The 26,977-nt window shown below is 69.3% G+C and carries 27 protein-coding genes; 14 read left to right on the top strand and 13 right to left on the bottom strand.

From position 1 onward, the window contains the following. Positions 1 to 12: 12 nt before the first annotated feature. The 4 genes from F3H13_RS01855 to F3H13_RS01870 all read right to left on the bottom strand — a co-directional run bounded on the left by F3H13_RS01855 (position 13) and on the right by F3H13_RS01870 (position 4,390). Complete coding sequence (locus F3H13_RS01855) at positions 13 to 2,226, bottom strand: (Fe-S)-binding protein (protein ID WP_149797366.1); 2,214 nt, start codon at positions 2,224 to 2,226, stop codon at positions 13 to 15. A gap of 111 nt (positions 2,227 to 2,337) precedes the next feature. After that, entirely contained in the window at positions 2,338 to 3,051 is a 714-nt protein-coding gene (locus F3H13_RS01860) for an energy-coupling factor transporter transmembrane component T family protein (protein ID WP_149797367.1), read from the bottom strand. Continuing rightward, positions 3,048 to 3,800, bottom strand: a complete 753-nt coding sequence (locus F3H13_RS01865) for an energy-coupling factor ABC transporter ATP-binding protein (RefSeq protein ID WP_149797368.1) — start codon at positions 3,798 to 3,800, stop codon at positions 3,048 to 3,050. Before F3H13_RS01865 ends, F3H13_RS01860 begins: the two co-directional genes overlap by 4 nt. A gap of 8 nt (positions 3,801 to 3,808) precedes the next feature. Beyond that, entirely contained in the window at positions 3,809 to 4,390 is a 582-nt protein-coding gene (locus F3H13_RS01870) for a biotin transporter BioY (RefSeq protein ID WP_149797369.1), read from the bottom strand. Positions 4,391 to 4,555: 165 nt separating this feature from the next. On the opposite strand from F3H13_RS01870, the gene F3H13_RS01875 reads away from it, so the two are divergent. Both F3H13_RS01875 and F3H13_RS01880 read left to right on the top strand, forming a co-directional pair. Beyond that, positions 4,556 to 4,771, top strand: coding sequence for a ribbon-helix-helix domain-containing protein (locus tag F3H13_RS01875; RefSeq protein ID WP_149797370.1), 216 nt, complete (start codon positions 4,556 to 4,558; stop codon positions 4,769 to 4,771). Continuing rightward, on the top strand, positions 4,764 to 5,483 hold the full coding sequence (locus tag F3H13_RS01880; RefSeq protein WP_149797371.1) for a queuosine precursor transporter: 720 nt from the start codon (positions 4,764 to 4,766) through the stop codon (positions 5,481 to 5,483). The genes F3H13_RS01875 and F3H13_RS01880 overlap by 8 nt, the downstream gene beginning before the upstream one ends. 45 nt (positions 5,484 to 5,528) lie before the next feature. Here F3H13_RS01880 and F3H13_RS01885 read toward each other — a convergent pair whose 3' ends face one another. Next, the gene (locus F3H13_RS01885) at positions 5,529 to 6,632 is read right to left on the bottom strand and encodes a beta propeller repeat protein (protein ID WP_149797372.1); all 1,104 of its coding nucleotides are present in this window, start codon (positions 6,630 to 6,632) and stop codon (positions 5,529 to 5,531) included. Positions 6,633 to 6,777: 145 nt separating this feature from the next. On the opposite strand from F3H13_RS01885, the gene F3H13_RS01890 reads away from it, so the two are divergent. Further along, positions 6,778 to 7,509 carry a DUF5781 family protein gene (locus F3H13_RS01890; protein ID WP_149797373.1) on the top strand — a complete coding sequence of 244 codons (732 nt, stop codon included), beginning with the start codon at positions 6,778 to 6,780 and terminating at the stop codon, positions 7,507 to 7,509. Between the two features lie 910 nt (positions 7,510 to 8,419). Here F3H13_RS01890 and F3H13_RS01900 read toward each other — a convergent pair. Further along, positions 8,420 to 9,844 (bottom strand): hemolysin family protein, encoded by a 1,425-nt coding sequence (locus F3H13_RS01900; protein ID WP_149797375.1) that lies wholly within the window; start codon positions 9,842 to 9,844, stop codon positions 8,420 to 8,422. 200 nt (positions 9,845 to 10,044) lie between these two features. Here F3H13_RS01900 and F3H13_RS01905 point away from each other — a divergent pair, with 200 nt between their 5' ends. From F3H13_RS01905 to F3H13_RS01915, 3 genes are all read left to right on the top strand, one after another. After that, complete coding sequence (locus tag F3H13_RS01905) at positions 10,045 to 10,341, top strand: glutathione S-transferase N-terminal domain-containing protein (RefSeq protein WP_149797376.1); 297 nt, start codon at positions 10,045 to 10,047, stop codon at positions 10,339 to 10,341. 1 nt (position 10,342) lies between these two features. After that, positions 10,343 to 10,852: a redoxin domain-containing protein gene (locus F3H13_RS01910; RefSeq protein ID WP_149797377.1), complete on the top strand. Its 510-nt coding sequence runs from the start codon at positions 10,343 to 10,345 to the stop codon at positions 10,850 to 10,852. Positions 10,853 to 10,997: 145 nt separating this feature from the next. Further along, the gene (locus F3H13_RS01915; protein ID WP_188127974.1) at positions 10,998 to 11,627 is read left to right on the top strand and encodes an L-threonylcarbamoyladenylate synthase; all 630 of its coding nucleotides are present in this window, start codon (positions 10,998 to 11,000) and stop codon (positions 11,625 to 11,627) included. Positions 11,628 to 11,660: 33 nt separating this feature from the next. On the opposite strand, the gene F3H13_RS01920 is transcribed toward F3H13_RS01915, so the two are convergent. The 3 genes from F3H13_RS01920 to F3H13_RS01930 form a co-directional block, all read right to left on the bottom strand. Continuing rightward, positions 11,661 to 11,927 carry an HAH_0734 family protein gene (locus tag F3H13_RS01920; protein ID WP_086220801.1) on the bottom strand — a complete coding sequence of 89 codons (267 nt, stop codon included), beginning with the start codon at positions 11,925 to 11,927 and terminating at the stop codon, positions 11,661 to 11,663. A 92-nt stretch (positions 11,928 to 12,019) separates the two neighbouring features. Next, a complete protein-coding gene (locus tag F3H13_RS01925; protein WP_149797378.1) occupies positions 12,020 to 13,840 on the bottom strand; it encodes a ribosome biogenesis/translation initiation ATPase RLI in 1,821 nt (606 codons plus the stop codon). Between the two features lies 1 nt (position 13,841). Beyond that, complete coding sequence (locus tag F3H13_RS01930) at positions 13,842 to 14,150, bottom strand: EMC6-like membrane protein (protein WP_137686975.1); 309 nt, start codon at positions 14,148 to 14,150, stop codon at positions 13,842 to 13,844. Positions 14,151 to 14,434: 284 nt separating this feature from the next. On the opposite strand from F3H13_RS01930, the gene F3H13_RS01935 reads away from it, so the two are divergent. Continuing rightward, complete coding sequence (locus tag F3H13_RS01935; protein ID WP_004598013.1) at positions 14,435 to 14,716, top strand: MarR family transcriptional regulator; 282 nt, start codon at positions 14,435 to 14,437, stop codon at positions 14,714 to 14,716. Positions 14,717 to 14,806: 90 nt separating this feature from the next. On the opposite strand, the gene F3H13_RS01940 is transcribed toward F3H13_RS01935, so the two are convergent. Continuing rightward, the gene (locus F3H13_RS01940; RefSeq protein WP_449405056.1) at positions 14,807 to 15,112 is read right to left on the bottom strand and encodes a DUF7536 family protein; all 306 of its coding nucleotides are present in this window, start codon (positions 15,110 to 15,112) and stop codon (positions 14,807 to 14,809) included. Positions 15,113 to 15,273: 161 nt separating this feature from the next. Between F3H13_RS01940 and F3H13_RS01945 the strand changes: the two genes are divergently transcribed. After that, positions 15,274 to 16,248, top strand: coding sequence for a C-terminal binding protein (locus F3H13_RS01945; protein WP_149797379.1), 975 nt, complete (start codon positions 15,274 to 15,276; stop codon positions 16,246 to 16,248). Positions 16,249 to 16,284: 36 nt separating this feature from the next. On the opposite strand, the gene F3H13_RS01950 is transcribed toward F3H13_RS01945, so the two are convergent. Next, positions 16,285 to 17,214, bottom strand: a complete 930-nt coding sequence (locus F3H13_RS01950) for a DUF6663 family protein (protein ID WP_149797380.1) — start codon at positions 17,212 to 17,214, stop codon at positions 16,285 to 16,287. Positions 17,215 to 17,358: 144 nt separating this feature from the next. Here F3H13_RS01950 and F3H13_RS01955 point away from each other — a divergent pair, with 144 nt between their 5' ends. Continuing rightward, positions 17,359 to 18,048, top strand: a complete 690-nt coding sequence (locus tag F3H13_RS01955) for a methyltransferase domain-containing protein (protein WP_149797381.1) — start codon at positions 17,359 to 17,361, stop codon at positions 18,046 to 18,048. Between the two features lie 17 nt (positions 18,049 to 18,065). Here F3H13_RS01955 and F3H13_RS01960 read toward each other — a convergent pair whose 3' ends face one another. After that, complete coding sequence (locus F3H13_RS01960; protein ID WP_149797533.1) at positions 18,066 to 18,512, bottom strand: type IV pilin; 447 nt, start codon at positions 18,510 to 18,512, stop codon at positions 18,066 to 18,068. 97 nt (positions 18,513 to 18,609) lie between these two features. After that, positions 18,610 to 19,917, bottom strand: coding sequence for a DUF7094 domain-containing protein (locus F3H13_RS01965; protein WP_149797534.1), 1,308 nt, complete (start codon positions 19,915 to 19,917; stop codon positions 18,610 to 18,612). Positions 19,918 to 20,106: 189 nt separating this feature from the next. Between F3H13_RS01965 and F3H13_RS01970 the strand changes: the two genes are divergently transcribed. The 5 genes from F3H13_RS01970 to F3H13_RS01995 all read left to right on the top strand — a co-directional run bounded on the left by F3H13_RS01970 (position 20,107) and on the right by F3H13_RS01995 (position 26,681). Next, positions 20,107 to 21,438 carry a helix-turn-helix transcriptional regulator gene (locus tag F3H13_RS01970; protein ID WP_149797382.1) on the top strand — a complete coding sequence of 444 codons (1,332 nt, stop codon included), beginning with the start codon at positions 20,107 to 20,109 and terminating at the stop codon, positions 21,436 to 21,438. 129 nt (positions 21,439 to 21,567) lie between these two features. Beyond that, positions 21,568 to 22,356, top strand: coding sequence for an electron transfer flavoprotein subunit beta/FixA family protein (locus F3H13_RS01975; protein WP_149797383.1), 789 nt, complete (start codon positions 21,568 to 21,570; stop codon positions 22,354 to 22,356). Next, positions 22,356 to 23,303, top strand: a complete 948-nt coding sequence (locus tag F3H13_RS01980; protein WP_149797384.1) for an electron transfer flavoprotein subunit alpha/FixB family protein — start codon at positions 22,356 to 22,358, stop codon at positions 23,301 to 23,303. Before F3H13_RS01975 ends, F3H13_RS01980 begins: the two co-directional genes overlap by 1 nt. 131 nt (positions 23,304 to 23,434) lie before the next feature. Next, complete coding sequence (locus F3H13_RS01985; RefSeq protein ID WP_188127975.1) at positions 23,435 to 23,689, top strand: hypothetical protein; 255 nt, start codon at positions 23,435 to 23,437, stop codon at positions 23,687 to 23,689. A 61-nt stretch (positions 23,690 to 23,750) separates the two neighbouring features. Continuing rightward, the gene (locus F3H13_RS01995; RefSeq protein WP_223174354.1) at positions 23,751 to 26,681 is read left to right on the top strand and encodes a replication factor C small subunit; all 2,931 of its coding nucleotides are present in this window, start codon (positions 23,751 to 23,753) and stop codon (positions 26,679 to 26,681) included. Positions 26,682 to 26,977 lie beyond the last annotated feature (296 nt).

Consider the following 26,977-nt stretch of genomic DNA (forward strand, 5'->3'; position numbering starts at 1 on the left):
GACTCTCGGCCGCTACGCGCCGACTCCCGGCCGCGACGCGCCCGCCTCCACCGCCTCGATCAGCAGCTCCGCGACGTCGACGATCTCGATCTGCTCTTCGAAGTCCCCCGTCTTCCGGCCGTCCTCGAACATCGTCGTACACATCGGACAGGCGACGACGAACTTCTCGACCGCCGCGCCCGCGTCGGTATCCTCGACGGCCTCGCGGAGGCGTTCCTCGCTCGGCTTGACTTCCTCGTCGTGTTCGGTCCAGAGCCCGCCCCCGCCGCCGCCACAGCAGAACGAGTCGTCCCGCGACCGGGGCATCTCGTGGAGGTCGGCGCCGGTCGCCCGGATGAGCTCGCGGGGCGCCTCGTACTCGTCGTTGTACCGGCCGAGGTGACAGGGGTCGTGGTAGGTGACGGTGTAGTCTAACTCGTCGCCCGAGAGGCCGAGCCGCCCCGCCTCGACCAACTCCTCGACCACCTGCGTCCAGTGGAACACGCCGACTTCCCCCGCCGAGTTCCACGGCTCCTCGCGCTCGAACGGCATCATCGGGTCGTCCGCGAACTCGGCGAAATCGACCTCGGGGTACTCGTTTTTGATGGTGTTATACGAGTGCGGGTCGGTACAGACGATGTTCTCGAACTCGCAGTCCGCGAACGTCTCCACGTGGTGGCCCGCGAGCTCGAGGTAGAGGAACTCCTCGCCGATCCGGCGGATGTCGTTGCCGTCGGTCTTCTCGTCGTCGAAGAGAACCCCGAACGAGACGTCGGCCTCGTCGAACAGGCGGGCGAGCGCGCGGGCGACCTTCTTGTTCCGGTCGTCGAAGCTCGGGTAGTCGCCAACGTACCAGAGGTACTCCACCTCGGTCTCGCGGGCGTCGGGGACCTCGACACCGTCGAGGTCGTCCGCCCAGTCGCCGCGGTTCGCCTGCGACTCGCCGAAGGTGTTCCCCTTCTGCATCACGTCCTGGAACACGTCTTGGAGGTTCGAGTCGACTGCCCCCTCGTCGACGAGCTGGCGGTTCATCTTCGTGAAGGAGGTGAGGTGTTCGATGTCAACCGGGCAGGCGTCCATACACGCCATACAGGACATACACGACTCCATCGACTCGGCGTCGATGACGCCGCCCTCGTCGGCGACGATTGGGACGGTGCCGCCGTCGTTGACGGCGGCGGAGCCGGCCACGCCGCCGTCGGTGGCGACCGTGTTCCCGCCACCCGACCCCGCCACCGGGTCGTCGCTCACCGACTCGCGGTACGCCTTTAAATCGAGGATGACGTTCCGCGGATCGAGGTTGCGACCGACCGTGTCGGCGGGACAGGCGTCCGTACACCGCCCGCACTTCGTACAGGCGTCGCCGTCGAGCAGCTCCTTCCAGGTGAAGTCCTCGAGCGACTCGGCGTTGGTGTGATCGAGGTCCGCCGGGACGTTCGGGAGCCGCGCGCCCGCCCGTTCGTCGCGGGCCACGACGTTCGCGAACGAGGAGATCATGTGGAACGGCTTCGCGTACGGGATCCACGCCACGAACGCGAACGCTAGAAGCGAGTGGCTCCACCAGAGCGCGCCGTATATCGCCTCGGCGCCCGCGGCCGTGAGTCCGGCCGTCTCCAGCCCGATCGCGAGCGCCATGCCGACGAAGCTCACCGTCTCGGTCGCCCGCTGGGGTTGCCCGACCATGCTCACGCCCTCGACGAGGAAGCCACCGACCCCGAGCAGGAAGAGGGTCCAGACGAACGCGTCGTCCTCTAGCGAGGTGTGTTTCCCCCACAGCCGGCCCTCGCGGCGCCGGTACCGGCGGTAGCCGGCCATGCCGACGCCGACGACGAACAGCAGGCCGAACGCGTCGACGGCGAACTGGTAGGCCAAATAGAAGTCGCCGACCCAGAAGGACTCGCCCGTGAGCGGGCGGTAGAGGTCGATGTCGATCCCGAGGATCGTCGTCGCGACGAGTAAGACGAGGAACCCCCACAGCACGAACGTGTGCATCACGCCGGTGTACAGGTCTCCGTCGAACTGGTTCTCGTTCGCGAGGACGGTCTTCGTCGCCGCGACGACCCGGCCGGGGAGGTCCGACAGCCTGTCTCGCGGGTCCGCGCTCCCACGCGCGTACGCGGCGAACCGCGCGTAGACGCCGTACAGGAAGACGAGGACCGCGACGGCGGCGAGCCAGTAGAACGCCGCCTTGCCCACCGGACCGATGGTCCAGAAGGTCTCTCGGGTGGCAGCCTGCAAGGGAATCATGATCGATCACCCGGATACGGTCGGGTTAAAACTTGCCACAACGCGGCGTTCGTCGCTCGTCGTTCACGTTGTTTCGGGGCTCGGGCGATGCTTCGCCGGCGCCCCGCCGTATCACGCGATCCGCAGGACCGCGGCCGCGAACATCGACGCGGCGAGTGCCAGCGCCGGGGCGTCGACGCGGCGGAACGCCAGCCGCGGGAGCGTCGGGTTCCACGCGAAACACCGGGCGACGAGCGCCGTCCCGAGCCGGTCCGCCCGGGAGAGCGCGCGGTCGATCCCCGCGACGGCGACGATCCGCATCCGGTCGCGGACGGGGCGCTCGTCGCCGAGACGCGCCCGCATCGCGTCGCGCGCCGTGAGCAGATCGCGCCGCAGGAGCGGGAGGAACCGGAAGACGAGCGCGACCCCCGCCCCGAGGAAGACGCCCGGTCGGCCCGGGACCGTCCGCTGGAGCGCCGCGCGCGACTCCCGGACCGGCGTCGACCGGACGTACGCGGCCGCGACGACCAGGATGAGGAAGATGCGGTAGCTCGCGAGCGCCGTGGCCGCCGCGCGCTCGACCCGAAACCACGGTGCGCCCAGGGTCGCGCCGGCCACGACTGGCGCGACGAGGAGGAAGGGGAGCGCGACCCGATACGCCCACAGGTCGCGGGCGCCCCCGTCGGCCGCGAGGAGACAGGCGGCGGCGACGGGAGTGAGAATGGCGAGCCCCCGCGGCGTGGTGTACGCGTACGCCGCCGCCGCGAAGGCGACTTGCACGAGCAGCTTCGAGCGCGGGTCGAGGCGGTGGCCGACCGAATCGCCGGGGACGTACGACAGCGTCATCCGTCGCTCTGGCGGGGCTTGTCGGAGGCGCGGTCGGGGACGCGCACGTCGAGCCCCGGTAGTGCCGCGACCGCTTCGGCCGGCGGGGCGTCGACCGCGACGCGCCCGTCCGCCAGTCCGACCACGCGGTCGGCGATCCCGAACACGTCCCGGAGGTCGTGCGTGACGACGACGACGCCGGTCCCCTCGCGGCGGAGTTCGCGGAGCCGCTCGACGACCGAGCGCCGCGCGGGCTCGTCGAGGCCGGTGAACGGCTCGTCTAAGACGAGGTGGTCCGGCTTCATCGCCAGCGCGCCGGCGATGGCGACGCGCTCGCGCTCGCCGCCAGACAGCGACGCGATCCGGTCGGTCTCGCGGCCGACCATGTTGACGGCGTCGAGCGCAGTCTCGACGCGGCGGTCGATCTCTGCGTGCGCGAGGCCGAGATTCTCCGGGCCGAACGCGACGTCGGCGCCGACGGTCGCCGCGACGAACTGGTCGCGCGGGTCCTGAAACACCATCCCGACCGCGGTCCGGGCCGCGACGAGGTCCTCGTCGACCGGGATCCCGTTGACCGAGACCGTCCCAGCGTCCGGCTCGACGAGACCGTTGAACGTCCGGACCAGCGTCGTCTTCCCCGAGCCGTTCGCGCCCGCGACGATCGCGAACTGGCCGTCGGGGATCGAGAGGGAGACGTCGTCGACGGCGGTGACGCCGCCGTCGTCACCGGAGCCGCCGTACCGGCAGGTGACGCCGTCGACCTCGATCACGGGCTCACTTACTCGGCCGCGATCGCGTCGGACCGGACGATGCCGACCGCCGCTGCCATCTTCGCGCCCTCCGCGGGGAGGAAGACGACGGCCCCCTGAACGAACGCTTCGACGAGCGTTAGCTCCAGCGTCAGGTAGAGACCGACGACGCCCATCGCGTAGACGACGACCGTTCCCGCGGCCATCGCACCCACGAGGACCGGGGCGGAGACGGCGTCGAGGTCGCGGAGCCGGGCGCCCCGGTGGACGAGCGCGCCCACGAGCGCGGCCGCGATCGGGTACGACCAGAGGTACCCGGCGGTCGAGCCGACCAGCTCTCCGAATCCCGCCTCGCCCCCGGAGAACACCGGCGCGCCGAGGGCGCCGGCGACGAGGTAGAGGACGAGCGCCGCGCCGCCCCAGACCGGGCCGAGGAAGATCCCGGCGAGGAACACGCCGAGCACCTGAAGCGTGACCGGCGCCGGCGACACCGGGAACGGGAAGGACACGTACGCGAACGCGCCGACGAGCGCCGCGAACAGCGCGGCGCGGGCGAGGTTCGTCGCCGCCTCGTCGCCCACGAGGTCGACGGACTCCGTGTTCGTTGCCATGGCTCAACGGACTCGTAAACCCACTTCAACGTATCGGTTTACGAGTTCGGAGCCGGCGAGGCGGGGGCGACAGGAGTGACACGCGGCCGTCACGAGCATTGAGAGAGTCTCTCGATAATCTTCAGATAATAACGTTCATGCCCGGCCGGCGTCCACGACGCGAGTATGCCGAAGATAAGCGTCGAGATCCCGGCGGAGCTGTTGGCCGACCTCGACGAGCACGTCGGTGACGACGGGAAGTTCGTGAACCGCAGCGACGCGGTGCGCGCGTCGATCCGCAAGAACCTCGACCTGCTCGACGAGATCGACGCCCGACACGACCGGCTCGACGGCGACGCGCCGTCGACCGCGGCCGGGTCGGGGGAGGGGAGCGATGAGTAGCCGAACCGTGAGCGGCGGGGACGGTCCCTTCCGGACCGACCCGCTGGACCGGTCGGCGGTCGCGGCGGTCGGGCTGATCACCCTGTTCACGGTCGCGCTCGCGACCTCGCAGCTCACCGCCGCGAAGGTGCTGGCGCTGCCGCTCCCGTTCGCGCTGCCGGTCGTCGGCCCGGAGATACTGCTGCCCGGCGCCGCGCTGGCGTACGCGCTCACGTTCCTCGCCTCCGACTGCTACGCCGAGCTGTACGGCCGGCGGGCGACGCAGGTCGTCGTCAACGTCGCGTTCCTCGCGAACTTCCTCGTGTTAGCGCTGGTGTGGTCGACGCTCGCGGCGCCCGGGGTCGACCCCGAGGTGTCGGCCGCCTTCCAGACCGCGCTCGGCCCGGCGGCGAACATCGTCGCCGGAAGCCTGCTGGCGTACGTCGTCAGCCAGAACTGGGACGTGTTCGTCTTCCACGCGATCCGCGACCGGACCGGAAAGCGCATGCTGTGGCTCCGCAACCTCGCGTCGACGTCGACGAGCCAGGCGCTCGACACACTCATCTTCGTCGGCGTCGCCTTCTACGTCGCGCCGCTCGTTCTCGGCGTCGGTCCCGTCTTCGATCCGCCGGCGCTGCTCGCGCTCGGCGTCGGCCAGTACCTGCTCAAGCTCGCGATCGCCGTCCTCGACACGCCGGTCGTCTACCTCGTCGTCGGCGCGGTCCGAAACTGACGACACCGCCCGCGCTCGGTCCGCGTCTCCTTCCCTCCGCTCGGATCAGGCGACGGCCAGCGCCCGCGCCGCCCGGTCCGGGAGGTTGACCGGGACCTGCTCGAAGGAGTCGCCCGCGTCGCGGGTGACGAAGAGCCCGCGGTCCGAGAGCGCCCAGATCTCACCGGCGGCTCGACCGGCGGCCAACGCGGCCCGATAGGTGCCTTCCCTCGTCGGGAACCCGCGATCGTCGAGGCGCTCGAACCCTTCGCCGCGACGATAGCGGTACAGGTACGCCTCGCCGCTGCGGTGGGCGGCCGTCGCGCCCTCGGCCGCGCTGACCAGGGCGGTGTCGGGGTCGCCGGGGTCGACCGCGAGCCCCCAGACGTAGCCGTGATAGAGGCCGGCGTCGCGGACGCGCCACGAGTCGCCCCGGTCGTCGCTCTCGGCGAAGCCGTCGCCGGCGGCGGCGTAGACGCGGTCGGGGGCGTCCGGGTGGGTCGCCATCGCATGGGTGTCGCGGCGCGACCCCGGCGGGCGGTCCGTCCACGTCTCGCCGCCGTCGGCCGTCACGACGAGCGCACCCGCCTCGATACCGAAGAGCCACCGCTCCGGGTCGGCAGGGCAGGGCTCGATCCACCGGACGTGGTGGGTGTCGGGTCGCGGCGGGAACGACCACTCGTCGGCGGAGGAGAGGTCGGTCAGCCCGCCGACGCGCTCGGCCGTCTCGCCGCCGTCGACGGAGCGGTACGCCCGCGAGGGCTCCGTGCCGATCCAGACGACCGCGGGGTCGTGCGGGCTCGTCGCGACCGCGGTCACCGCGTCCGGGCCCGCCCCCTCGGGGCCGAGCGTCGCGGCCGCCACGCACGCGAACCGGTTCCCGCCGTCGACGGAGCGGAACAGCCCCGCGCCGAACGTCCCCGCGAGAACGCGCGGCGGGTCGGTCGCGTCGGCCGCGTCCGCCCTGTCCGCCCCGTCGGCGTCCACCCTGTCCGCCCCGTCAGCGTCCACCCTGTCCGCCCCGTCGGCGTCCGCCCCCTCGTCGCCGCCCGGGGCGGGGTTCGCGATGGAGAGGCACTCGACGCGCTGGCCGGAGAGGCGCGTCTCGACCGCGCCGGTCGCGGGGTCGACGATCCGGAGCCCGTCGTCGTACGCCGCGTAGATGCGCATGGTTCGGCGTTCGACGGGGAGGCTGAAAAGCGTACGCCGGGCGGGGGAAAGCGGCGGCATCGATCCGTTGGCAGTCGTATGGGCGGGAAACCGGGGCTCCACGAGCGCAAGAGACTTATCGGCCGCTCCCGTGCCAAGAGTACGCATGGATCTTCGCGTACAGGGGGACGTTCCCCCCGACCCATTTCTCGGCGCCGCGGACCTCTTCGAGACCGAGCGATCCGTGGAGGCGCCGGTCCGCGTCGTGGTCCGCGAGGACCCCGACGAGCGGACCTGGGCCGGCCACTACGACGACCACCACGTCCTGAACGTCTCGCGGCGGGCCGCCACGAGCGCGATGGCGCGCGAGCTGGCGATCCACGAGCTCGCGCACATGGCGCGCTACGAGGAGGGCCACCCCTCGCACCTCCAGTCGACGGAAGAGGCGTTATACCTCGGCCTCTCCGGCGAGACGGTCGAGCGCCGCAAGCTCGCGCACTGCTATCAGATCGCGAACCACATGAAGGACATCTACGCCGACGACATCACGCTCTCGGTGGCGCCCGCGGACAAGCTGCTCGGGTTCCTCGAATCGACGCTGGCGGCCGCGGTCGCGGACCGCCCGGACGTGTCGCGCACCGGCTCGCCGCCCGTGACGGCCGGTGCCGACCCGGAGATAACGGCCGTCAACGCGGCGTTCGCGCTCGCCCTCGTCGAGCGACACGACATCGCCGGCCCCGACCACCGCATCTACGACCTCGCGCGCGCGGCCGGCAGCGACACCGACGCCGTCGACGTCGACGCGTTCAAGAACAGGTTCCTCGACCTCGGCCACGACCCCTCCGAGAGCGACTACCGGAAGGCGCTCGTCGCGGCCGCCCGCGCCTACGCGGTTTAAAAACGGAACGCGGCACGCGGACGGTCGAGTTGCGGACTACGCCGTTTCCAGAAGCGACCGACCGCGACGATCACTTATAAACGAAACAGCGGTGGCGCGTGCCTGCGAGCGGCCGCCGAAGGCGGCCGCGAGGAGCACGCGCGAGGGACGCGGTGAGCGCTCGGAGAGCGCGAGCCGCGAGGCTGGGGAGGCGTGAGGTGCTGTGCGGTGCCGTGCGGGGCGGGGTTCAAACGGGCAGTCGCGAGGACGGCGCAGACGACGTAAGCACCGCAGCGAGCAGCGCGAGCGAGGAGCGCAACGAGTCTGCGCCGTCCTCGCGGCTGGGGCTTTGGAGATGTTCGTCACCGATCCGCGATCGCACACTTATAAGCAAGCGGCTGGGGCTTTGGAGATGTTCGTCACCGATCCGCTATCACTCATTTATAAGCGAGCGACTGGGGCTTTGGCGGTGTTCCCTGTCGATGTACTATCGGATTGAGCAGAATGGTCGATCAAGACCGCAAAACCGCCACCGGCCGCATCTTGACATCCTCTCCGCCCTGAATGGCGAAGATTCCCACGGCACCGCACCGCTGAGTTGGGATGTTTATGGGTTGTAGCGGCCTCGAAAGACGGCTACTGGCTGTGCCAACCAGCCGTTACTCCTATCCCGGCATGGGATTCAGAGATACTTTTCCTGCCTACATCCCGAAATCCACAACAGAAAGGGATGCTTTCTGCGTGGAATCGGAGAATCCCGATATTGTCCGATTAGGTGGGCGGGCAGGCCGCCTCGGTAACCTATTAAGACGGTAATTACTCACGTAAAACATCCGTTGAGAACATAGAGCGTGGCTTGTAGAGGGGTTGTCGGATTCATCCCCGCGCTGAAGCACGGGGCTTTCTCCTTGAATTTCCGTAAGCGGTCGCCCTATTCCGCGCCGTTCCGGCTGGGGCCGCCGTCGCCGTCCGCCTCCGCCGTTCCGCCCCCCTCGGTCGAATCCGTCGCCTCGACCGGGGCGCTCGAATCCGCCGCCCCCGCCTCGCCATCGAGGACGGTGACGCGCGCGGACATGATCCGGGTGTTGTCGACGCGCTCGATGCGGATCCGGATGCTGTCGAACTCGATCTCCTCGCCCTCCTCGACGAGGCGGCCGGCGCGGTTGAACACGAAGCCGGCGAGCGTCTCGAACTCCTCGCCCTCGGGGAGGTCGATGCCGAGGATCTCGTTGACCTCGTCGATGTTCACCTCGCCTTGGACGACGGCGACGTTGTCCTCTAAGAACTCCACCGGCGCCTCCTCGTCGCCCTCTAAGATTTCGCCGACGATCTCCTCGACCATGTCCTCCAAGGTGATGATCCCCTCGGTGGTCCCGAACTCGTCGATGACCGTCACCATCTGGAGGCGGTTGTCTTGCATCTCCGCGAGCAGCTCGTCGGCGTTCTTCGACTCGGGGACGTGGAGCGTGGGCTTGACGACGCGCTCTAAGGAGGGCTGGCCCTCGGAGTAGCGCAGTTCGCGGACCAGATCGCGCACGGTGACCACGCCGATGATGTTGTCGAGGTTCCCCTCGTAGACGGGGACGCGCTCGTGGTCGGCCTGGATACACGTCTCGATCGCCTCCTCGACGGAGTCTTCTTTCGCGACCGCGGTGACGTCGAGTCGCGGCGTCATCACCTCCTTGGCGATGGTGTTGTTAAACCGGAAGATGCGGTCGAGCATCTCCCGCTCCTCCTCCTCGATGACGCCCTCGCGCTCGCCCGTCTCGATGATATCTTGGATCTCGTCGCGGGTGACGTACGTCGACTCGATGGCCGCGGAGCCGCCGATGACGGCGTTGACGCCCTTGACGATGTAATCGAAGAGGACGACGAGCGGGTACAGCGCGTACTCCGAGAGCTTCAGCGGGCGGGCGATCCGGAGCGCCCACGACTCGGTGTTCTCGACGGCGTACGACTTCGGGGCGCTCTCGCCGAAGATCAGCACGAGCGTCGTGATCCCGAACGTCGTCGCAAGCACCGACTGGCCGCGGGAGAGGTAGATCCCGAACAGCGCGGTGGCGATGGAGGTCATCGCCACGTTGACGATGTTGTTGCCGACGAGGATCGTCACCAGCAGCCGGTGGGGGTTCTGTTTCATGTCGCGGATCGTCTCCGCGCCCGTCACCCCCTCGTCGACGAGGCTGTCGATGCGGTGTTGCGGCAGCGAGAACATCGCGATCTCGGACGAGGAGAAGAACGCCGAGAGCCCGACTAAAAAGAGGATCGCGGCGACGCCGAGGGCGGTCACGACCCCGTTGCCCGGCATCGGTATCTGGAGGACGTCGACCAGCGGCGCAGTAGACGACAAGCCCATGTTCGTATGTCTTCCGTCGGCCCGCGATTAAAGCGTTCCCTTCGAGTACCCGCGGAGCGCCCGCCCGTCGCCGCGACGCGCGCCGCCCGCTGCCGGTCTGACCCCCCGTGTCCGAGGGGCGCCAGTGCCGGTCCGACCTCACGTGCCCGAGGGGTGCCGCTGCCGACACGATTACCCGTCTCGCGGGCGAATCACGGGACATGAGCGATCCACAGATCACCCTGTACCGGCTCCAGGCGTGTCCGTTCTGCGAGCGCGTGGTCCGGACGCTGAACGAACTCGACGTCGAGTACCGCTCCCGGTACGTCGAGCCGATGCACTCCGAGCGCAACGTCGTCAAGCGCGTCTCCGGCGCCCGGAGCGTCCCGGCGATCGTCGACCGCGAGACCGGCGTCACCATGTCCGAGAGCGCGAACATCGTCGAGTACCTGAAGGGGACGTACGGCGACGCCGCGACCGACGGGGGCCGCGCGGTCGACGCCGAGGGAGGTGCCTGAGATGGTCGACTTCGACGTCGTCTCCCTGCCCGAGACGGATCACGTCGCCGAGGGCGACACGGCGCCCGACTTCACCCGCCCGCTCGTGAACGGCGAGTACTGGGAGGACCGCGCGCTCGCCGACGTCGTCGACGGGCCGACCCTCCTGCTTTTCCACCCGATGGACGGCGCCTTCCAGGGGACGTACCTCTACAACACGGTCGACGACCACGGGTGGAGCGACGACGTCGACGCCCTCGGCGTCTCGATCTCGACGCCGTACGCCCACAAGCGCCTCCTCGCCGAGCGCGCCGACGGCGTCCGGATCTTCTCGGACCCCAGTGCGGCCGTGATCGAGGAGTACGGCCTCGCACACGAGATCGACGGGATGACGGGGATCACGGAGAGCCGCCCCGCCGTCTTCCTCCTCGATTCCGACCGCACCGTCGAGCACGCGTGGGTCGCGAGCGAACACCCCGAGTTCCCCGACGCCGAGGCGATCGACGACGCGGTCGCCGACCTCGTCGACTGATCGGCGCCGCGCGCTCTGCCCTCGTCGACTGACCGGCGCCGCGCGCTCTGCTCTCATCGACTGACCGGCGCCGACCTCGTCGGCCGGAGCGGAAACCACACACCCACTCGTCACCCTTTTTCAACTCGCCGCCGAACGGACGCGCGTGACCGCCGACACGAGCGACGACCGACCGGACCGATCCGAGGAGCTGCGCGCGGCGGCCGCCGCCGTCGACCGCGGCGACCTCGTCGTCTACCCGACCGAGACGGTGTACGGGCTGGGCGCCGACGCGCTCGACGCCGACGCGGTCGAACGCGTCTTCGAGCTGAAGGGCCGCGACCGGTCGAACCCACTCTCGCTCGGCGTCGCGAGCGTCGACGACGCGCTCCGCTACACCCGCCCGACGGAGCTGGCCGTCGCCTTCGCCCGGGCGTTCCTCCCGGGGCCGGTGACCGTCGTCGTCGACCGCGACGACCGGGTGCCCGACGCGCTCACCGCCGGGCGCGACCGCGTCGGGATCCGCGTGCCGGACCACGACCTCGCGCGCGCGCTTCTCGCCGAGACCGGTCCCCTCACGGCGACGAGCGCCAACGTCTCCGGCACCGGCAGCGTCACGAACCCGGCCGACCTCGCCGACCGGATCCGCGAGGGCGTCGCCGCCGTGATCGACGACGGGGAGACCCCTGGGGCAGAGAGCACGGTCGTCGACCCAGATGCGGGGACGATCCACCGGCGCGGCGCGATGGCCGGCGCAATCGAGGCGTGGCTGGCGGACCCGCCGCTGGACGACTGAGGAGCGCCGGCGGAAAAGGCTTGTTCGGACCGGTCAGACAGACAGCTCGCCTTTCGCCTTGATCACGTCGAGGTCCTCGGCGTCGACCGTTTCGACGTCGAGCCAGTGGGGGACGTACTCGCGTTTGTCGTACGCCTCGCGCTCGTCCTCGGTGCCGACGGTACACCAGAGCTGCGGCTCGTCGGGGCCGTGCCAGCCGCCCTGAACGTTGATTCCGAAACAGACCAGCTCCTCGCCGTCGTGCTCGATCACCGCGTCCTTCCGTATGTCGGGGTCGCCGCGGATGATGAGATGGTACATGTGCCGGCGTTCGCGTGTTCCGGGCTTAATCGCTTCGATAGTGAGGATCGGATCGCGGCGACGGTCCCGAGGTGCGCGGGGCCCTGCCGGCCTCAGCCGGAGTAGTAGTACTCGCCGTCGCGCTTCTGCTGGCTGTCGAGCTGCGACCCCGGCTTGTTGATCCGGGGGCGGCCCGTGCGCTCGTCGCGGCGGAAGGTTATCTCGAGGTCGGCGAGGAACTCGTTCATGCCGTCGCGCATGTCCTGCGGCGGCGCGGCGCGCCCGCGCTCGGCCGGCTCGCCGTCGAACACCATCAAGCGGTCCGCGAGGAGGTCGATCATGTAGATGTCGTGGTCGATCACCATCACCGTCGCGTCGTGGTTCTCGGCGTACCGGCGGATCGCGGTCGTCGCCCGCACGCGCTGCTCGACGTCGAGGTGCGCGGACGGCTCGTCGAGCAAGTAGAGGTCGGCGTCGTCGGAGAGGCACGCCGCGATGGCGACGCGCTGGCGCTCCCCGCCCGAGAGGTCCGAAAGGTTCTGCTCCATCACGCGCTCCAACTGGAGCGGCTGGGCGATCTCGGTGTTCCAGTAGGAGGAGCCGAACTCGTCGGTGATCGAAGAAAGGAACGCGTCGACCCGCATGTGCTGGTCGATGTCGATGTACTGCGGCTTGTAGGAGATGTCGAGCGCGAAGTCGAGCGTCCCCTCATCGGGCGCTAAGTCGCCGGTGAACAGCTGCGCGAGCGTGGACTTCCCGATCCCGTTCGGGCCGACGACACCGAGCACCTCGGAGCGGTTGATCTCGCCGCCCTCGACGCGGAGCTCGAACTCGCCGTCACCGTACGACTTCCGCAGATCGGGGTACTCGATCAGCGTCTCGCTGCGCGAGGCGACCCGGGGCGCGTGCTCCTCGAAGGTGATCGCCGACGGGCGGATCCGCATGTTCTCGTTGTCGAGGTACCCCTTCAGGTACTCGTTTATTCCCTTCCGGACGGACTTCGGGTCGGTGATGACCCCGTACGCGCCCGGCTCACCGTACGCGACGTGGAGGGTGTCCGCCAGCAGGTCGAGGATGGCGAGGTCGTGTTCGACGACGAGCATCGACCGGTCGGCCGCGTCGTCGTCCGCCAGCTCGCGGATGAGCCGGGCGACGATCATCCGCTGGCCGATGTCGAGGTACGGCGTGATCTCGTCGAGGAAGTAGAAGTCGGCGTCGCGGGCGAGACACGCCGCGATGGCGACGCGCTGGAGCTCGCCGCCGGAGATGGAGTCGATGTCCTGGTCCATCACCGGCCGGATGTTGAGCCGGTCGACGAGGTCGTCGAGGGCGCCGCGCTCGTCGGTGCGCTCTAACAGCTCTCGGGTGTTGCCGTCGAACTGGTTGGGGATCTGGTCGACGTACTGCGGCTTGCGCGCCACCGTCACGTCGCCCGCCTTCAGCGACTCGAGGTAGTTCTGGAGGCCGGTGCCGCGGAAGCGGTCGAGGACGCGCTCCCAGTCGCCGTCGGCGGCGTGGTCGCCGAGGTTCGGGACCATCTCGCCGGCGAGCGCGTGGACCGCGGTCGACTTCCCGATCCCGTTCGGGCCGAGGATGCCGGTGACACTGCCCGGCTCCGGCGTTGGGAGGCCGTACAGCGAGAACGCGTTGTCGCCGTAGCGGTGGACCGGGTCGTCGTCGAGCTCGGAGGGGAGGTTGATGATCTCGATCGCGTCGAACGGGCAGGAGTTGACGCAGATACCGCAGGTCTCGCCCAGACAGATCTCCTCGGAGATGTGGATCTGGTCGGGGTCGCCCTCCTCGGCGTCCTCGCCCCGCTGCGTGATACACTCCTTGCCCGTCCGGTTGGGCGGGCAGTCCTTCATACACTCGTAGTTACAGCGGTCGGGCTGACACCGATCGAGGTCCACGACCGCGATGCTGTCGTCGGCCATCTCAGACCCCCAGGTCGACGGCGGACGTCAGCAGGACGGTGTAGCTGATGAACCAGAGGGTGAACGTGAGAAACGCCACGTAGAGGTTGTCTTTGATCCCGAGGTCGCCGACGCCGACCGCTTTGAATATCGGGTACTGCGCGATGACGAACGCCCCCAGCACGAACACCGCGGTCGTGCTCGCGGCGGCGGCTGGGTCGGTCCCGACGTAGACGGCCGAGACGACGCCGGCGGCGATACCGGCGAGACAGCAGATGGTCGTGACGACCACGCCGCGCGCGTGGTCGGACAGGCCCGAATCGTCGCTCATGCGTTCGGATCCGCGAGCGCCCGTGAAAAGCCGTTCGTTCCGGCCGTCGCTCCCGGCCGCGACGGGACGGCCGCGGGGACGCTCCGCTCGCCGGTCCGGCGCGCGCCGGCGCCAGTGAGGCGCGCCCGAGCCGAATAGCTGACTGACTGGTCAGTCTAGCAGCCGGAAGCAGGACGATGTTGCCGGTAGAGGGCACGCAAACCGGCTAATTTCTCCGGTATTAGGCGTTCTGGCGGGAAAGCTCCATCAACATTTATGAGCGTGTGCGGTTTCGAATCGTAACGATGGAAGGAACTCAAACGGAGGGGCTCGACGACCTCCCACCGAGCGCCAAACTCGTCTTCAAGGTGCTCGAGTACAACGGACCGCTGACCCAGAAGGGGATCGTCCAAGAGTCGATGCTGTCGGCCCGCACCGTCCGATACGCGCTCGAACGGCTCGAAGGGATCGGCGTCGTCGACGAGGACGTCTACTTCGCGGACGCGAGACAGAACCTCTACAAGCTGACGGAGCCGGCACAGGAGTTCACCGCCGACGAGAGCGAGGCCTCCTGTACCGCCGACTGACGCTCTACCACCTGACGCTCAGCCGCCGCTCGTCCGCGCGAACCCCGTCTGTTACGTATCCGCAGCGGCGACTCCGACGGCGCGTCGCCGTCACTCCGGCCGCTCCGCGGCTCCCTGGCGCGCGCCGCGGACCGCCGCCGCAATGGTGAGGACGACCGCGATCGACAGCGCCGACGTCGCCGCTAGCACGAACGCGAGCAGGAGGAACCAGACGTCCGGCCCGAACAGCGGGTAGTCGCGCGTGTCGATCACCGGTCCGAGCAGCTCGAGGGTTCTGACGAGGTACAAAAACGCCGCGAGCAGCGCGCCGGCAGCGGCCCCGACGCGGACGTTGCGATAGAACGACAGCGACTCCAAGAGCACCAGCATCGGGGGCTTCGAACTGTCCTCGCTCACGCCCGAGCGTACGGTCGGCGGCCGCAAAGAGGCATCGGAACGCGACGCGCGGAGCGGGAGTCCCGCGCGCGGAGCGAGAGTTCCTCACGATCGAAACGGACGTATTCGGACCTAACGCCGTCAGTGATAGCCGTCAAGTGGGTCGGTGAAAGAGGAGACGTATGCCCAAGGTATTGCTGTCGGCGTTCCCGATGATAGACCCGGAGACGTACCGCGAGGTCCTCGCCGACGCGGTCGACGAGCCGGTGGAGATCGAGGTCGCGGAGCTGGGGTCGACCGAGCGGCTGGTCGAGGCGGCGAGCGGCGCCGACGCGGTCGTCACCGACATCAACACGCCCGTCACCGAGGCGGCGCTCGACGCCTTGGATCTCCGGGTCGTCGTCCGCTCGGCCGTCGGCGTGGACAACATCGACGTCGCCGCGGCCGCGGAGCGCGGCGTTACCGTCACCCGGGTGCCCGACTACTGTACCGACGAGGTGGCGACCCACTCGGTCTCGCTGCTTTTCGCCTGCCTGCGCTCGCTGAAGCCGTACGACGATTCGGTCGCCGCCGGCGACTGGAGCTGGGAGGCCGGCACCCCGGTCCGGCGCGTGAGCGCGTCGACGATCGGCCTGCTCTCGTTCGGTCCGATCGCGCGGCGGGCGGCCGAGCAGCTCTCCGGGTTCGGCGCCGACCTCGTCGCGCACGACCCGTTCGTCGACGCCGACAAGATGGCCGACTACGGCGTCGAGAAGGTGGCGTTCGAGGCGCTGTTCGACCGCGCCGACCACGTGGGCGTCTACGCGCCCCTGACGGACGCGACGCGGGGGATCGTCGACGCCGACGCGCTGGCGCGGCTGAGCGAGGACTCTGTCGTGGTCAACGTGAGCCGCGGTCCGGTCGTCGACGCCGACGCGCTGCTCGACGCGCTGGAGGGAGGCCAGATTAAGGCCGCCGGCCTCGACGTCCTCGCCGAGGAGCCCCCGGAGGACGACCCGCTCGTCGGGCGCGACGACACGGTCGTCACGCCGCACGCGGCGTGGTACAGCGAGGAGGCGAAAGACGACCTGAACCGGAGCGGCGCGAACGACGTGGCGGCCGTGTTGAACGGCGAGACGCCCGACGGCCGGGTCGACCCCGACGCGGACTGGCTGTAGGCGCGGCTGGGAGTTTCGGAAGGTGGACGAGAAGGGCTAGAGGCGGTCGAGCGCGTCGAACTCGTCGTCTCCGTCGAGCCCGTCGTCTCCGTCGAGCCCGTCGCCGTCCCCTGAGTCGTCCGAATCGTCGGAGACGAGGGAGTCGTCGCCACCGGGATAGCTCGCGTCGAGCCCCGCCGCCAGCCCGGCCCCGAGGTCGTAGGTGTCCCGGACCGTCTGCGCGAGGACGCCGTCGCGGTCGAAGACGACGTAGACGGCGACGAACTCGTGATCCGCGGGTCGCAACACGAACACCTCCCGCGGGTCGTCGTCCGCTCGCGACTCGTTCACGCGCGCGACGAGCGGCTCGATCGGGAGCCGCCCCGTGCGGACCTCCGCGAAGGTGTCGCTGCCGGGCGCGTCGGCGAAGAGGTACAGCGCGCCGTTGGGGTCGCCGTCGTTCGACCGCGTCGTGATCGAGCCGACCGGCTCGCCCTCGGCGCGGATCTGCCGCCAGGTCTCGACGGCGGCCTCGAACATCCCCTCGACTTCGTCGGCGAAGCGGAACCGGGTCTCGCGGACGATTTCGACGTCGCGGAACCGCGCGGAGCCGTCGGTCCACGCCAGCGTCGCGTCGACGACGAAACCGGAGCGGAGCGCGTCGACGGCGTCGGCGAGGTCGCCCTCGTACCCCTCCGCGGTGGCGTAGAGGGGGTCGTAGCGGTCCTCGGCGTCAGGGGCCGTCGGGTCGACCGGCTCGTCAGTGAGTTCGACGAGGACGAACTCCTCGGCGTCGGCGGCGCCAGTCGCGTCCGCCTCGTCGTTGGCGCCGGTCGCGTCCGCCTCGTCGTCGACATCGGTCGCGTCCGCCTCGTCGTCAGCATCGGTCGCGTCCGCCTCGTCATCGACCGCGTCGGGACCGTCGTCGATCGCCGGCCGCTGGCGGCGGTCGTGGACGCGGAACCGGCCGCTCGTCGTCGGGTCCATATTCGACGGTGGGGCGGCGGGCGGAAAAGCCGGTCGGAAGCGGACTGACCCGGTCGTCCGCGCCGCGTCCCGGTCGTGGATCCGCGCCGCGCCCCGGTCGCGGATCCGTGTCGTTATGGGGCCGCCGGCCCAAGGAACCGGTAAATGGGGATCCTCGAGGACAAGTCGAACGCCCGGCTCTTCTACAAGTACCTCTCGAAGGTGTACGACCGGATCAACCGCTTCAACTGGAACGAGGAGATGCGCACGGAGGCGCTCTCGTGGCTGGAGTTCGGCGACGACCCGACGGTGCTCGACGTGGGCTGCGGCACCGGGTTCGGCACCGAGGGGCTGCTCGAACACGCCGACGACGTCCACGGCCTCGACCAGAGCGTCCACCAGATGGAGAAGGCATTCGAGAAGTTCGGGAAACACGACCTGGTGAACTTCTACCGTGGCGACGCCGAGCGACTCCCGTTCCGCGACGACACCTTCGACGTGGTGTGGTCGTCCGGCTCCATCGAGTACTGGCCCAACCCCGTCGAGGGGCTGCGCGAGCTCCGCCGCGTCGCAAAACCCGGCGGTCAAGTCCTCGTCGTCGGGCCCGACTACCCGCACAACCCGATCCTTCAGCGGGTGGCCGACGCGATCATGCTGTTCTACGACGCCGACGAGGCCGACCGGATGTTCGAGGCGGCCGGCTACGAGGAGTTCGAACACCACATCCAGCGGGCGACCCCGCAGAGCCCGCGGGCGATCACGACCGTCGCTCGGGTCCCGGGCGGCGACCACGCGATCGACGGGTCGGCATCGGACGCGCCCGAGACGGACCCCTCTGTGCCGGACGCCGAGTAACGGCGCGGGCGCGGATTTTACCCCGACTCGACGAAGGTCTCCAGCGTCGCGACCGGCTGTCCGTCGGCCGTGATCTCGACGGTGACCGTCCGGCCCGGTTCGAGCGTCGGCTCGTTGGTGTCCGCGACGCGGAGCGTCGCCGTGTCCCCGACGCGCAGCGTGTCGTCGCCGGCGGCGTTGAACGGGCCGGTGGGACCGGGGTGGAAGCCGGCCGCGGAGAAGAACGGGACCGGCGGCTGTTCGTCGAGCGGTTCGCCGTCGACGCTGACGCGGACCGTCACGGACGCGACGTGGATCGGGTCGCCGCCGCGGTGCTCGATCGCGATCCGGTCGTCGGTCGCCGACAGCGACAGCACCGCCGACGGCGGCACCGTCGCGCTCGGCCCGTCGAGCGCGGCGGCCGCGACGCCGCCGGCCAACACGACCGTGATCGCGATGAGCAGCACGCCCGCGACGGGCGCCATCCCTTGATCGGCGCGGCGAGCGAGTAGTGGCACGGCGGGGCTGCGGCGGGTTCGGATAAAAGGGTCGGCCCGGGGAGCGCCGCCCCGAGGCGGGCGGTCAGTCGTCGTCGACCGGCCTCGGCGTCGGGAGCGGATCGATGTCGCCGAGGACGACGACTCGGGGCTCGTCGACGACCGTGATGCGGTACGTCTCGGCCGGCGAGAGCGTCCGGACGACCCCGTCCCCGTCCGTCGTCCCGATGGCCTGACTGTCGCCGCCGCCGACGGACTTGGTGACGGTGACGTCGGAGACCGGTTCGCCCGTCTCTTCGTCGCGGACGGTCACGGTCACCGGGCCGCCTGAGTAGGTCCGCTCGACGGTGACGTTGAACCCGTCGCCGGTCGCCGTGACAGCGTCGCTGTCGGGGAACGCGGAGAGGTCGATACGCTGGTGTTCGACGAACACCTGTTCGGTCCCGCCGCTAACGAACGTTCGGAGGGTGCCGATCTCGTGCGGGATCGTGATCCGCTGGACCGCGCCCGCGCCGAAGGCGTCCGGCTCGCGGAGCGCGGCCGTCTCGGGATACGCCTCCTCGGTCACGTTGATCGCCACGTCGTTCGAGATGTCGCTGCCGCCGCGGTCCCAGCGGTCCGTCCGGAACACCTCGCGGACGTACTCGCCGTCGACGATCGTCGCGAGCACGACGGCGTCCTGACTCGACGCGACGTACAGCTCGTTCGGGGAGGACTGCCCGCGAGCGGTCGCGAGCGCGCGGTCGCGGACCGGCCCCTCGTACACCTGGAGCGCCACCTGGAGCTCGTCGAGCCGGCCGGGGGAGCTGAACCCGTCGGTCTCCTCGGCGAGCGCGTCGATCTCGTCGAGCCGCTCGTCGTACTCGCGGGCCGTCGCGGCCACGCGGACGAGCTCGTCGACGAGCTCGCGGTCGCTGATCTCACCGGCGGCGTGCGCGCTGAAGGCCTCGGCCTGCCGGCTGGACAGCGCCACCTCGGCGCGCTCGACGCGGTTGATCTCCGCGAGGATCTGCTGCTGGCGCTCGACGCCCCCCTCGGCGCGTTCGATCCGGTCGACGACGGCCGCGGTCTCGAAGGCGGCGTCCGTGTCGGCGGTCGCGAACCCGAGCGACGAGCCGAGGTCGGGGCCGCGGGTGTACGCGCTGACGCGCGTCGACGCCCCGACCGGCGTCGAAAGCGTTCGGAGCGTGAGATTCGCCGTGTCGATCTGCGGCATCGTCTGTCCGGCGGTCGTCACCGGCGGATCGGCGGACTGCGCCGGGGTGGCGACTGGCGGAGAGTCGGCGGAGGAGACCGAGCCGGCGGACGGCGAGACGGCGCCCGGGGCGGTGACGCCGGCGACCGGGGCCACGAGCAGCAGCACTGCGACCACGGCGATCGGGAGGGCTCTCATCATCTGCGGGTTCGACGCACGATATAAAAAATCCACCCACTGCGATCGGCCGGCGGCGTCGCCCGGATCGGCGTCGCCGTCGGCGTCGTCGGTCCCGTCCGCGGGGACGAGCGGCGGTTCGACCGGGTATCGTGTCAAAAAACAGCGTATGGAAAGCGTTTTGCCCGGCGCGCGAGTGGCCCGAAACATATGCGGAACCCCGTCCTTCGCGCGCTTCTCGTCGCGCTCGTCGCGTTCGCGCTCGTCGCGAACGCCGGCGGCGCGGCGGCCGGCGCGGCCACGATCCCCTCCACCCCCGCTCCGGACGACACCTCGGTCCACGCGGCGGCTGGCGCGGCTACGATCCCCTTCACCCACGCCGCAGCCGTCGGTGACGATCAGGGCGTCCGCGACGCGGGCGCGGACCGCTCGGGGGCGATCCGCCAGCAGACCCGCGACGGCATCACGTCGCCGTCGACGACGCGGATCCGAATCGGGTTGAATCCCGACCGCAGCGCCGACTGGACCGTCGCAGTGCGGTACTCGCTGGCGGACGAGAACGAGACGAGGGTGTTCAGAGACGCCGGCGACCGCTTCCGCGAGGGGGAGGTCGGCCCGAGCGCCGAGCTGTTCGAGGGGTTCCTCCGCGAGGCGAACCGCAACGTCGACCGATCGATGGCGATCGAAGACGTCGAGCGCGAGGTCGTCGTCCACGAAGAGCCGGGCGAGTTCGACGTCGCCACCGAAGAGGCGGTCGCGGTCGGCGAACTCCGCCTGCGATTCACTTGGACGGCGTTCCTCGCGCAGGACGGCGAGAGCCTCGTCCTCGGCGACGTGCTGACGACGCCGGGCAACGAGACGTGGCTCCGCAGCCTCGAGTCGACCCAGACCTTGGAGGTGGCGACGCCGGAGGGGTACACGGTGACCGGCACGCCGAGCAGCGCCGTGACGCAGCTCTCCGACGGCGACGTGATCATCGAGGGGCCCCAGACGTTCGAGGGGGGCGAGCCCGTGGTGATAGTGTACGGCCCCGCGGACGTCGGCGGTCCGCCGTGGACGATGTTGATGGCCGCCGTCTTGCTCGCGGCGGTCCTCGTCGCCGGGAGCGTCGTCGGGTACCGTCGGATCGGCCCCGAAGGTGACGACGCCGGCGACCCGGTCGCGAACGGCGACGGGGAGTCGACGAACGAGACCGAGCGGGACGCCGCAGCCGGCCCGGTCGCGGGGGGCGGCCCCGGAACCGACGCGGTCGATGACGACGCCGAGGAGGGCGACGACGAGCCGGATCTCTCGCTGCTCTCGGACGAGGAGCGCGTCGAGCGGCTCCTCGACGCGAACGGCGGCCGGATGCGGCAGGCAGACATCGTCGCCGAGACCGGATGGTCGGACGCGAAGGTGTCGCAGCTGCTCTCGGCGATGGCCGACGAGGGCCGCGTCGAGAAGCTCCGACTGGGCCGCGAGAACCTCATCTCGTTGCCGGACGACGCGGACGGCGAGGGCGGTGGCGGCGACGAGAACGGTCGCGGCGACGCCGGCGAGTAGCGAGCCGATCCCTGCCGCGTCGGTCGGCGGCCGAGTGTCGACCGGACGCCGACCGGACCGTGCGGAAACGGCCGGCCCGCCGTCGCCCGTTCCGAAAACCATTACAGGGCGAGCCACCGAGTATCGATCATGAAAGTTCTGGTGACCGTCAAGGAGGTCGCGGAGGCGGACGACGACTTCGCGATCGAGGGGACCGATATCGCCGAGTCCGACCTCGAGTACGACCTCAACGAGTGGGACGACTACGCAGTCGAGGCCGCCGTCCAGCTCGCTGAGGCCGGGATCGCGGACGAGGTCGTGGCCGTTACCGTCGGGCCCGAGCGCGCCGAGGAGACGATCCGGATGGCGCTCGCGAAGGGCGCGGACCGCGCGGTGCGCGTCTGGGACGACGCGCTCGACGGTGGGTTCGCGGACGTCGCCTCGAAGGTCGAGCTGTTCGAGGCGGTCGTCGACGAGGAGGAGCCAGACCTGATCCTCGGCGGCGTTCAGGCCGCGGACACCGGCTTCGGCGCGACGGGCGTCGCGCTCGCGGAGCGGATCGGCTTCGAGCACGCCGCGGTCGTCAACCACCTCGACGTCGACGCTGACGCGGGCGTGGCGCACGTCCACCGCGAGCTGGAGGGCGGCGTCGAGGAGCTGACCGACGTCGACCTCCCGGCCGTGTTGACGGTCCAGACGGGGCTCAACGAGCCGCGATACGCGAGCCTCCGCGGGATCCGGCAGGCGCAGCGCAAAGAGATCGCCGCGAAGGATCTGTCCGACCTCGGGCTGACCGCGGACGACGTCGAGAGCGCGCTGACGGTCACCGGGATGTACGAGCCGGAGAGCGAGTCCGACGCGGAGATCATCGAGGGCGACGCCGGGGAGTCCGCGGGTCGCCTTGCGGAGGTCCTCCGCGAGAAGGGGGTGAGCGCCTGATGTCGGACGTGCTCGTCGCCGCCGAACACCGGCGCGGCACGCTCCGAGACGTCTCGTACGAAGCGATCACGGCCGGCCGAGAGCTCGCCGACGCGCGCGGCGGGGACCTCCACGTGGCCGTCGTCGGCGGCGACGTCGACGGGTTCGCGGAGGACCTCAACCGCGACGGCGTCGACGCGATCCACACGGTCGATGACGGCGAGGAGTTCGACCACAACGCCTACCAGGCGGCGGTCTCGACGCTCGCGGACCGGATCGACGCCGGCGCGGTGGTGCTGCCGAACTCCGTCAACGGGCTCGACTACGCGCCCGCGCTCGCTGAGGCCCTCGCCGTGCCGATCGTGACCGACGCGGTCGGGATCGACTACGACGGCGGGCTCACCGTCACCCGCGAGATGTATGGCTCGAAGGTCGAGACGACCGTCGACGTCGCCGGCGACCGGTTCGTCCTCACGGTCCGCGGCGGGGAGTGGCCGCCCGCGGATGGCGTCGGCGACGCGACCGTCGAGGCAGCCGACGTCGACATCCCCGAGTCGGGCGCCCGCGTCACGGGCTTCGAGGAGGTCGGCGGCGGCGACGTGGACATCGCCGACGCAGACGTGCTCGTCTCGGTCGGCCGCGGCATCGAGGAGGAGGAGAACCTCGAACTGGTCGAGGAGCTCGCGGACGCCCTCGGCGCGACGCTGTCCGCTTCCCGGCCGATCGTCGACAACGGCTGGCTGCCGAAGAACCGACAGGTCGGCCAATCCGGAAAGGTCGTCACGCCGGACGTGTACATCGCGGTCGGCATCTCCGGCGCGGTCCAGCACGTCGCCGGGATGAAGGGGTCGGACACGATCGTCGCGATCAACACCGACCCGAACGCGCCCATCTTCGACATCGCCGACTACGGGATCGTCGGCGACCTCTTCGACGTGGTTCCCGAGCTCATCGACGAGTTCGCCTGAGCCCGTCGACGAGTTCGTATAGGGCGGCCGCGACGGCGCGGAGCCCGGACAGCGGCCGGCGTCGCAGGCAGCCAGTCCCGGAACCAGTCGCCGGAGAAACACCTATGAGGGTCGTCCAAGATATGACGGTTATGCCACATATTCGGGGGACGATCCACGGCGTCGCCGCGATGGTGATGCTCGTTGCGGGGTCGATACTGACGAACACGATCCGCGAGGAGTACGAGCTGTTCGCGCAGGTCGGCGTGACGACCACGCACCTGCTCGTCGACGTCGCGGACCTACCGGTGTCGCGAGAGATCGCCGAGGTGGTCGTCCCCCTCGGCGTGTTGATGGGTATCTGGGTGTTCGCCTACGAACTCCAGCGAGTGTCGCGGAGCGACTGACACCGAGGAAGGCGGGTCAGTCTCGGTTCGTTTATCACCCCGCCGACCCTCAGATCGGGCAATGACCGAGGCCGACGAGCAGCCGGCTGCGACCGCCACCGGCCGGGAGATCTGGATCGAGAAGTACCGGCCGCAGACGCTCGACGACATCCACGGGCAGGAGGAGATCGTCGAGCGCCTCCAGAGCTACATCGCGCAGGACGACGTGCCCCACCTGCTCTTTTCAGGGCCTGCGGGTATTGGAAAGTGTGTGACCGGAGACACTCCGGTTTTGACCGATGCCGGCATACGGCTGATAGAGGACGTAGTCGGTGACACGGACGGCTTCGACGAGCCGGAAGACGGGCTTCGGGTCGCGACGATGACGGATCGGAACGGGTTCGAACACGTCGAGCCGTCGCACGTGTTCGGGAAGCAGACTGAGGAACTCGTCGAAGTGACGACCCGTGACGGCGCCGAGTTTCGGGTGACGCCGGAACACAGGCTCCGAGTCATCACTCACGACGGGTTCGAGTGGGTTACGGCCGGAGAACTCTCGGACGGAGATCGGATCGCTCGACCCAGCCAACTGCCGACGCCCGGTTCGACGACAAAACGGACGCTACGCTGGTACGACGAAATGAACCCGGAGCGGACAGAGGTGACGCTTGCCGCCGAGCGCGCGGAAGAGATGGCCCTCGACCGGACGGTTTCACTCGCAACGATCCACGCGGCGACTGACGACGCGAATACGTGGGTAGACGATGTCGAAGCGATCGAGCACGTCAGGCAGGGCCGTCGCTCCAGATCGATTACCCCGCCGACGGACGTGACACCGGAACTCGCGCGGTTCGTCGGCCTCGCGATCAGCGAAGCGAGAATCGAGGGCGGTCGGATCAAGTTCTACAACACCGACGACGGGCTCCTCGACGCGTTCGAGTCGGCCGCACACGACGTGTTCGAGGTGGAAACGAGACGGGGAGTACAGAAGGAGGTCCCCTACGTCGAAATCGGTTCCCGGACGCTGACGCACTACCTAGAATCAGTGTTCGACGCGTTCGCCAGCGCAAAGAAGGGCGAGGGGATCGGTTCATCCCTCGTCACAGCCGGAGACGACGCGCGTGCCGCGTTCCTTCGAGCGATGTTCGACGCCGAGGCGCATATCAGCGCCAACGGACTGATCGAGCTGACGCAGCGAAATCGCGACCATATCACGCTGCTTTCGTACCTCCTCTCGACGTTCGGAATCTCTTCCCGTCGGAAGAAAGTGCGGAAGTCCGCGACCAACGGGTCGGGAGTCGAACGGACGTACCACGCCCTGTACATCTCGGGCGCACGGGATCTACGGCGATTCAGAGGTGCGGTCGGATTCTCGATTACTCACAAGTCCGAGCGGCTTGCCGAACACGCTGAAAAGCGATCGAACCCGAACTACGACACGATTCCGACGCAAGCTGTCCTTCGGGATCTCTGTCGACAACTCGATATTCCGATCACCGATCACGTACCCAAGAGCATTAATCCGGAGTCACCCGGAAGAGAGCGCTACTGCTCGATTCTCGACGACGTAGTCGATGCCGCAACGGAGCGGATCGAGGACACGCAGCGGGCGCTCGAACGCATCGAAGCGCTTCGACCGGAACTCGAAGCGGTGACGACCGTGCCGGCACAGTGGGTCGAAAGCCGCGAGGAACTCGCACCGATCGAGGTCAGAAAGGAAGTCTCCGAGGAGGTCGGTGCGCGTTCGGACCGCCTTCTGGAGTACAGCGACGGTCGTCGGACGCCGCGGGCACATCGGACGGTACAGATACTCGGAGAGCTGGATCAACCCGTCGAGGATACCGACATCGACCGGGTGGAAGCGGAACTGAACGAGTGTATCGATCTGCTCGGCGTGGAGTACGCCGAGGTCGTAGACGGTCTTCAGATCGAGACGCCGGACCTCACGAATCTGCTTCGCTCTAACGACTCGACGTTGACATCCCTCACCCGTCTCGAAACGGTTGCGGAGCGCCTCAAAGAGATCGCCGCGGAGCGGCTGTCATCCGAGACCGTCGAGCTCCTTGATGAGGCGTCTCGGATTGCGAACGCGGACCTACGGTACGACGAGATAGAAACGGTCGAGCGCGCGGAGACCGACGAGCGCGTCTATGATCTGACGGTCCCGGAGACGCGGAACTACGTCGCAGGCGAGGTTCCGACAGTGATGCACAACACGACCGCGGCCACCGCGATCGCCCGCGAGATCTACGGCGAGGACAACTGGCGCGGGAACTTCCTCGAACTCAACGCCTCCGACCAGCGCGGCATCGACGTCGTCCGCGACCGGATCAAGGGGTTCGCGCGCTCGTCGTTCGGCGGCGACTTTCGGATCGTGTTTCTCGACGAGTCGGACTCGCTCACGGATGATGCGCAGTCAGCGCTCCGTCGCACGATGGAGCAGTTCTCCGACAACACCCGCTTTATCCTCTCGTGTAACTACTCGTCGAAGATCATCGACCCGATCCAGTCGCGCTGTGCCGTCTTCCGGTTCTCGCCGCTCTCCGACGAGGCGGTCGGCGGGATGGTCCGCGAGATCGCGGCGGCCGAGGGGATCGAGGTGACCGACGCGGGCGTCGACGCCCTCGTCTACGCGGCCGACGGCGACATGCGCCGCGCAATCAACTCGCTTCAGGCGGCGGCGACGACCGGCGGCGTCGTCGACGAGGAGGCGGTGTACGCGATCACGGCGACCGCGCGGCCGGAGGAGATCGAGTCGATGGTGACCGACGCGCTGGACGGCGACTTCGCGCGGGCGCGCTCGACGCTCGACACGCTGCTCACGGAGACGGGGATGGCCGGCGGCGACGTGATCGACCAGCTCCACCGCTCCGTCTGGGAGTTCGACCTGAGCGAGCGCGAGGCGGTGCGGCTCATGGAGCGCATCGGCGAGGCCGACTACCGGATCGCCGAGGGCGCCAACGAGCAGGTCCAACTGGAGTCGTTGCTCGCGGCGCTTACATTGGACGAATAGCGATAGAGCGGTTTCGGGTCTCTACTCGGCTCTTTATAAATCGTGGACCACGGATCGACGACGAACACTGCCAAAGCCCCAGCCGCGAGGCGGGCGTACACTCGCTGCGCTCCTCACTCGGTCGCTCACTTCGTTCGCTCCCTCGTTGCGGTGCTTGCGTCGCCTGCGCCCGCCTCGCGGCTGCCCCTTTGAGTCCACCCCACAGCACAGCACCGCAGCCTCACGCCTCCCCAGCCTCGTCGGTGGTCCTCCGCTTCGCTCCGGACCACCGACTCACTCGCGCGTGCTCCTCGCGA

Source organism: Halorubrum xinjiangense, assembly GCF_900102375.1.
GTDB lineage: Archaea > Halobacteriota > Halobacteria > Halobacteriales > Haloferacaceae > Halorubrum > Halorubrum xinjiangense.

What these genes read in the sequence shown, in the direction of transcription:
- F3H13_RS01980 (WP_149797384.1), top strand. Translation starts at nt 22,356, where the DNA reads ATGTCGGACGTGCTCGTCGCCGCCGAACACCGGCGCGGCACGCTCCGA.
- F3H13_RS01900 (WP_149797375.1), bottom strand. Translation starts at nt 9,844, where the DNA reads ATGGGCTTGTCGTCTACTGCGCCGCTGGTCGACGTCCTCCAGATACCG.
- F3H13_RS01860 (WP_149797367.1), bottom strand. Translation starts at nt 3,051, where the DNA reads ATGACGCTGTCGTACGTCCCCGGCGATTCGGTCGGCCACCGCCTCGAC.
- F3H13_RS01960 (WP_149797533.1), bottom strand. Translation starts at nt 18,512, where the DNA reads ATGGCGCCCGTCGCGGGCGTGCTGCTCATCGCGATCACGGTCGTGTTG.
- F3H13_RS01970 (WP_149797382.1), top strand. Translation starts at nt 20,107, where the DNA reads ATGCGGAACCCCGTCCTTCGCGCGCTTCTCGTCGCGCTCGTCGCGTTC.
- F3H13_RS01930 (WP_137686975.1), bottom strand. Translation starts at nt 14,150, where the DNA reads ATGAGCGACGATTCGGGCCTGTCCGACCACGCGCGCGGCGTGGTCGTC.
- F3H13_RS01905 (WP_149797376.1), top strand. Translation starts at nt 10,045, where the DNA reads ATGAGCGATCCACAGATCACCCTGTACCGGCTCCAGGCGTGTCCGTTC.
- F3H13_RS01945 (WP_149797379.1), top strand. Translation starts at nt 15,274, where the DNA reads ATGCCCAAGGTATTGCTGTCGGCGTTCCCGATGATAGACCCGGAGACG.
- F3H13_RS01890 (WP_149797373.1), top strand. Translation starts at nt 6,778, where the DNA reads ATGGATCTTCGCGTACAGGGGGACGTTCCCCCCGACCCATTTCTCGGC.
- F3H13_RS01935 (WP_004598013.1), top strand. Translation starts at nt 14,435, where the DNA reads ATGGAAGGAACTCAAACGGAGGGGCTCGACGACCTCCCACCGAGCGCC.
- F3H13_RS01965 (WP_149797534.1), bottom strand. Translation starts at nt 19,917, where the DNA reads ATGAGAGCCCTCCCGATCGCCGTGGTCGCAGTGCTGCTGCTCGTGGCC.
- F3H13_RS01975 (WP_149797383.1), top strand. Translation starts at nt 21,568, where the DNA reads ATGAAAGTTCTGGTGACCGTCAAGGAGGTCGCGGAGGCGGACGACGAC.
- F3H13_RS01910 (WP_149797377.1), top strand. Translation starts at nt 10,343, where the DNA reads ATGGTCGACTTCGACGTCGTCTCCCTGCCCGAGACGGATCACGTCGCC.
- F3H13_RS01920 (WP_086220801.1), bottom strand. Translation starts at nt 11,927, where the DNA reads ATGTACCATCTCATCATCCGCGGCGACCCCGACATACGGAAGGACGCG.
- F3H13_RS01985 (WP_188127975.1), top strand. Translation starts at nt 23,435, where the DNA reads ATGCCACATATTCGGGGGACGATCCACGGCGTCGCCGCGATGGTGATG.
- F3H13_RS01880 (WP_149797371.1), top strand. Translation starts at nt 4,764, where the DNA reads ATGAGTAGCCGAACCGTGAGCGGCGGGGACGGTCCCTTCCGGACCGAC.
- F3H13_RS01885 (WP_149797372.1), bottom strand. Translation starts at nt 6,632, where the DNA reads ATGCGCATCTACGCGGCGTACGACGACGGGCTCCGGATCGTCGACCCC.
- F3H13_RS01875 (WP_149797370.1), top strand. Translation starts at nt 4,556, where the DNA reads ATGCCGAAGATAAGCGTCGAGATCCCGGCGGAGCTGTTGGCCGACCTC.
- F3H13_RS01870 (WP_149797369.1), bottom strand. Translation starts at nt 4,390, where the DNA reads ATGGCAACGAACACGGAGTCCGTCGACCTCGTGGGCGACGAGGCGGCG.
- F3H13_RS01995 (WP_223174354.1), top strand. Translation starts at nt 23,751, where the DNA reads ATGACCGAGGCCGACGAGCAGCCGGCTGCGACCGCCACCGGCCGGGAG.
- F3H13_RS01955 (WP_149797381.1), top strand. Translation starts at nt 17,359, where the DNA reads ATGGGGATCCTCGAGGACAAGTCGAACGCCCGGCTCTTCTACAAGTAC.
- F3H13_RS01855 (WP_149797366.1), bottom strand. Translation starts at nt 2,226, where the DNA reads ATGATTCCCTTGCAGGCTGCCACCCGAGAGACCTTCTGGACCATCGGT.
- F3H13_RS01925 (WP_149797378.1), bottom strand. Translation starts at nt 13,840, where the DNA reads ATGGCCGACGACAGCATCGCGGTCGTGGACCTCGATCGGTGTCAGCCC.
- F3H13_RS01950 (WP_149797380.1), bottom strand. Translation starts at nt 17,214, where the DNA reads ATGGACCCGACGACGAGCGGCCGGTTCCGCGTCCACGACCGCCGCCAG.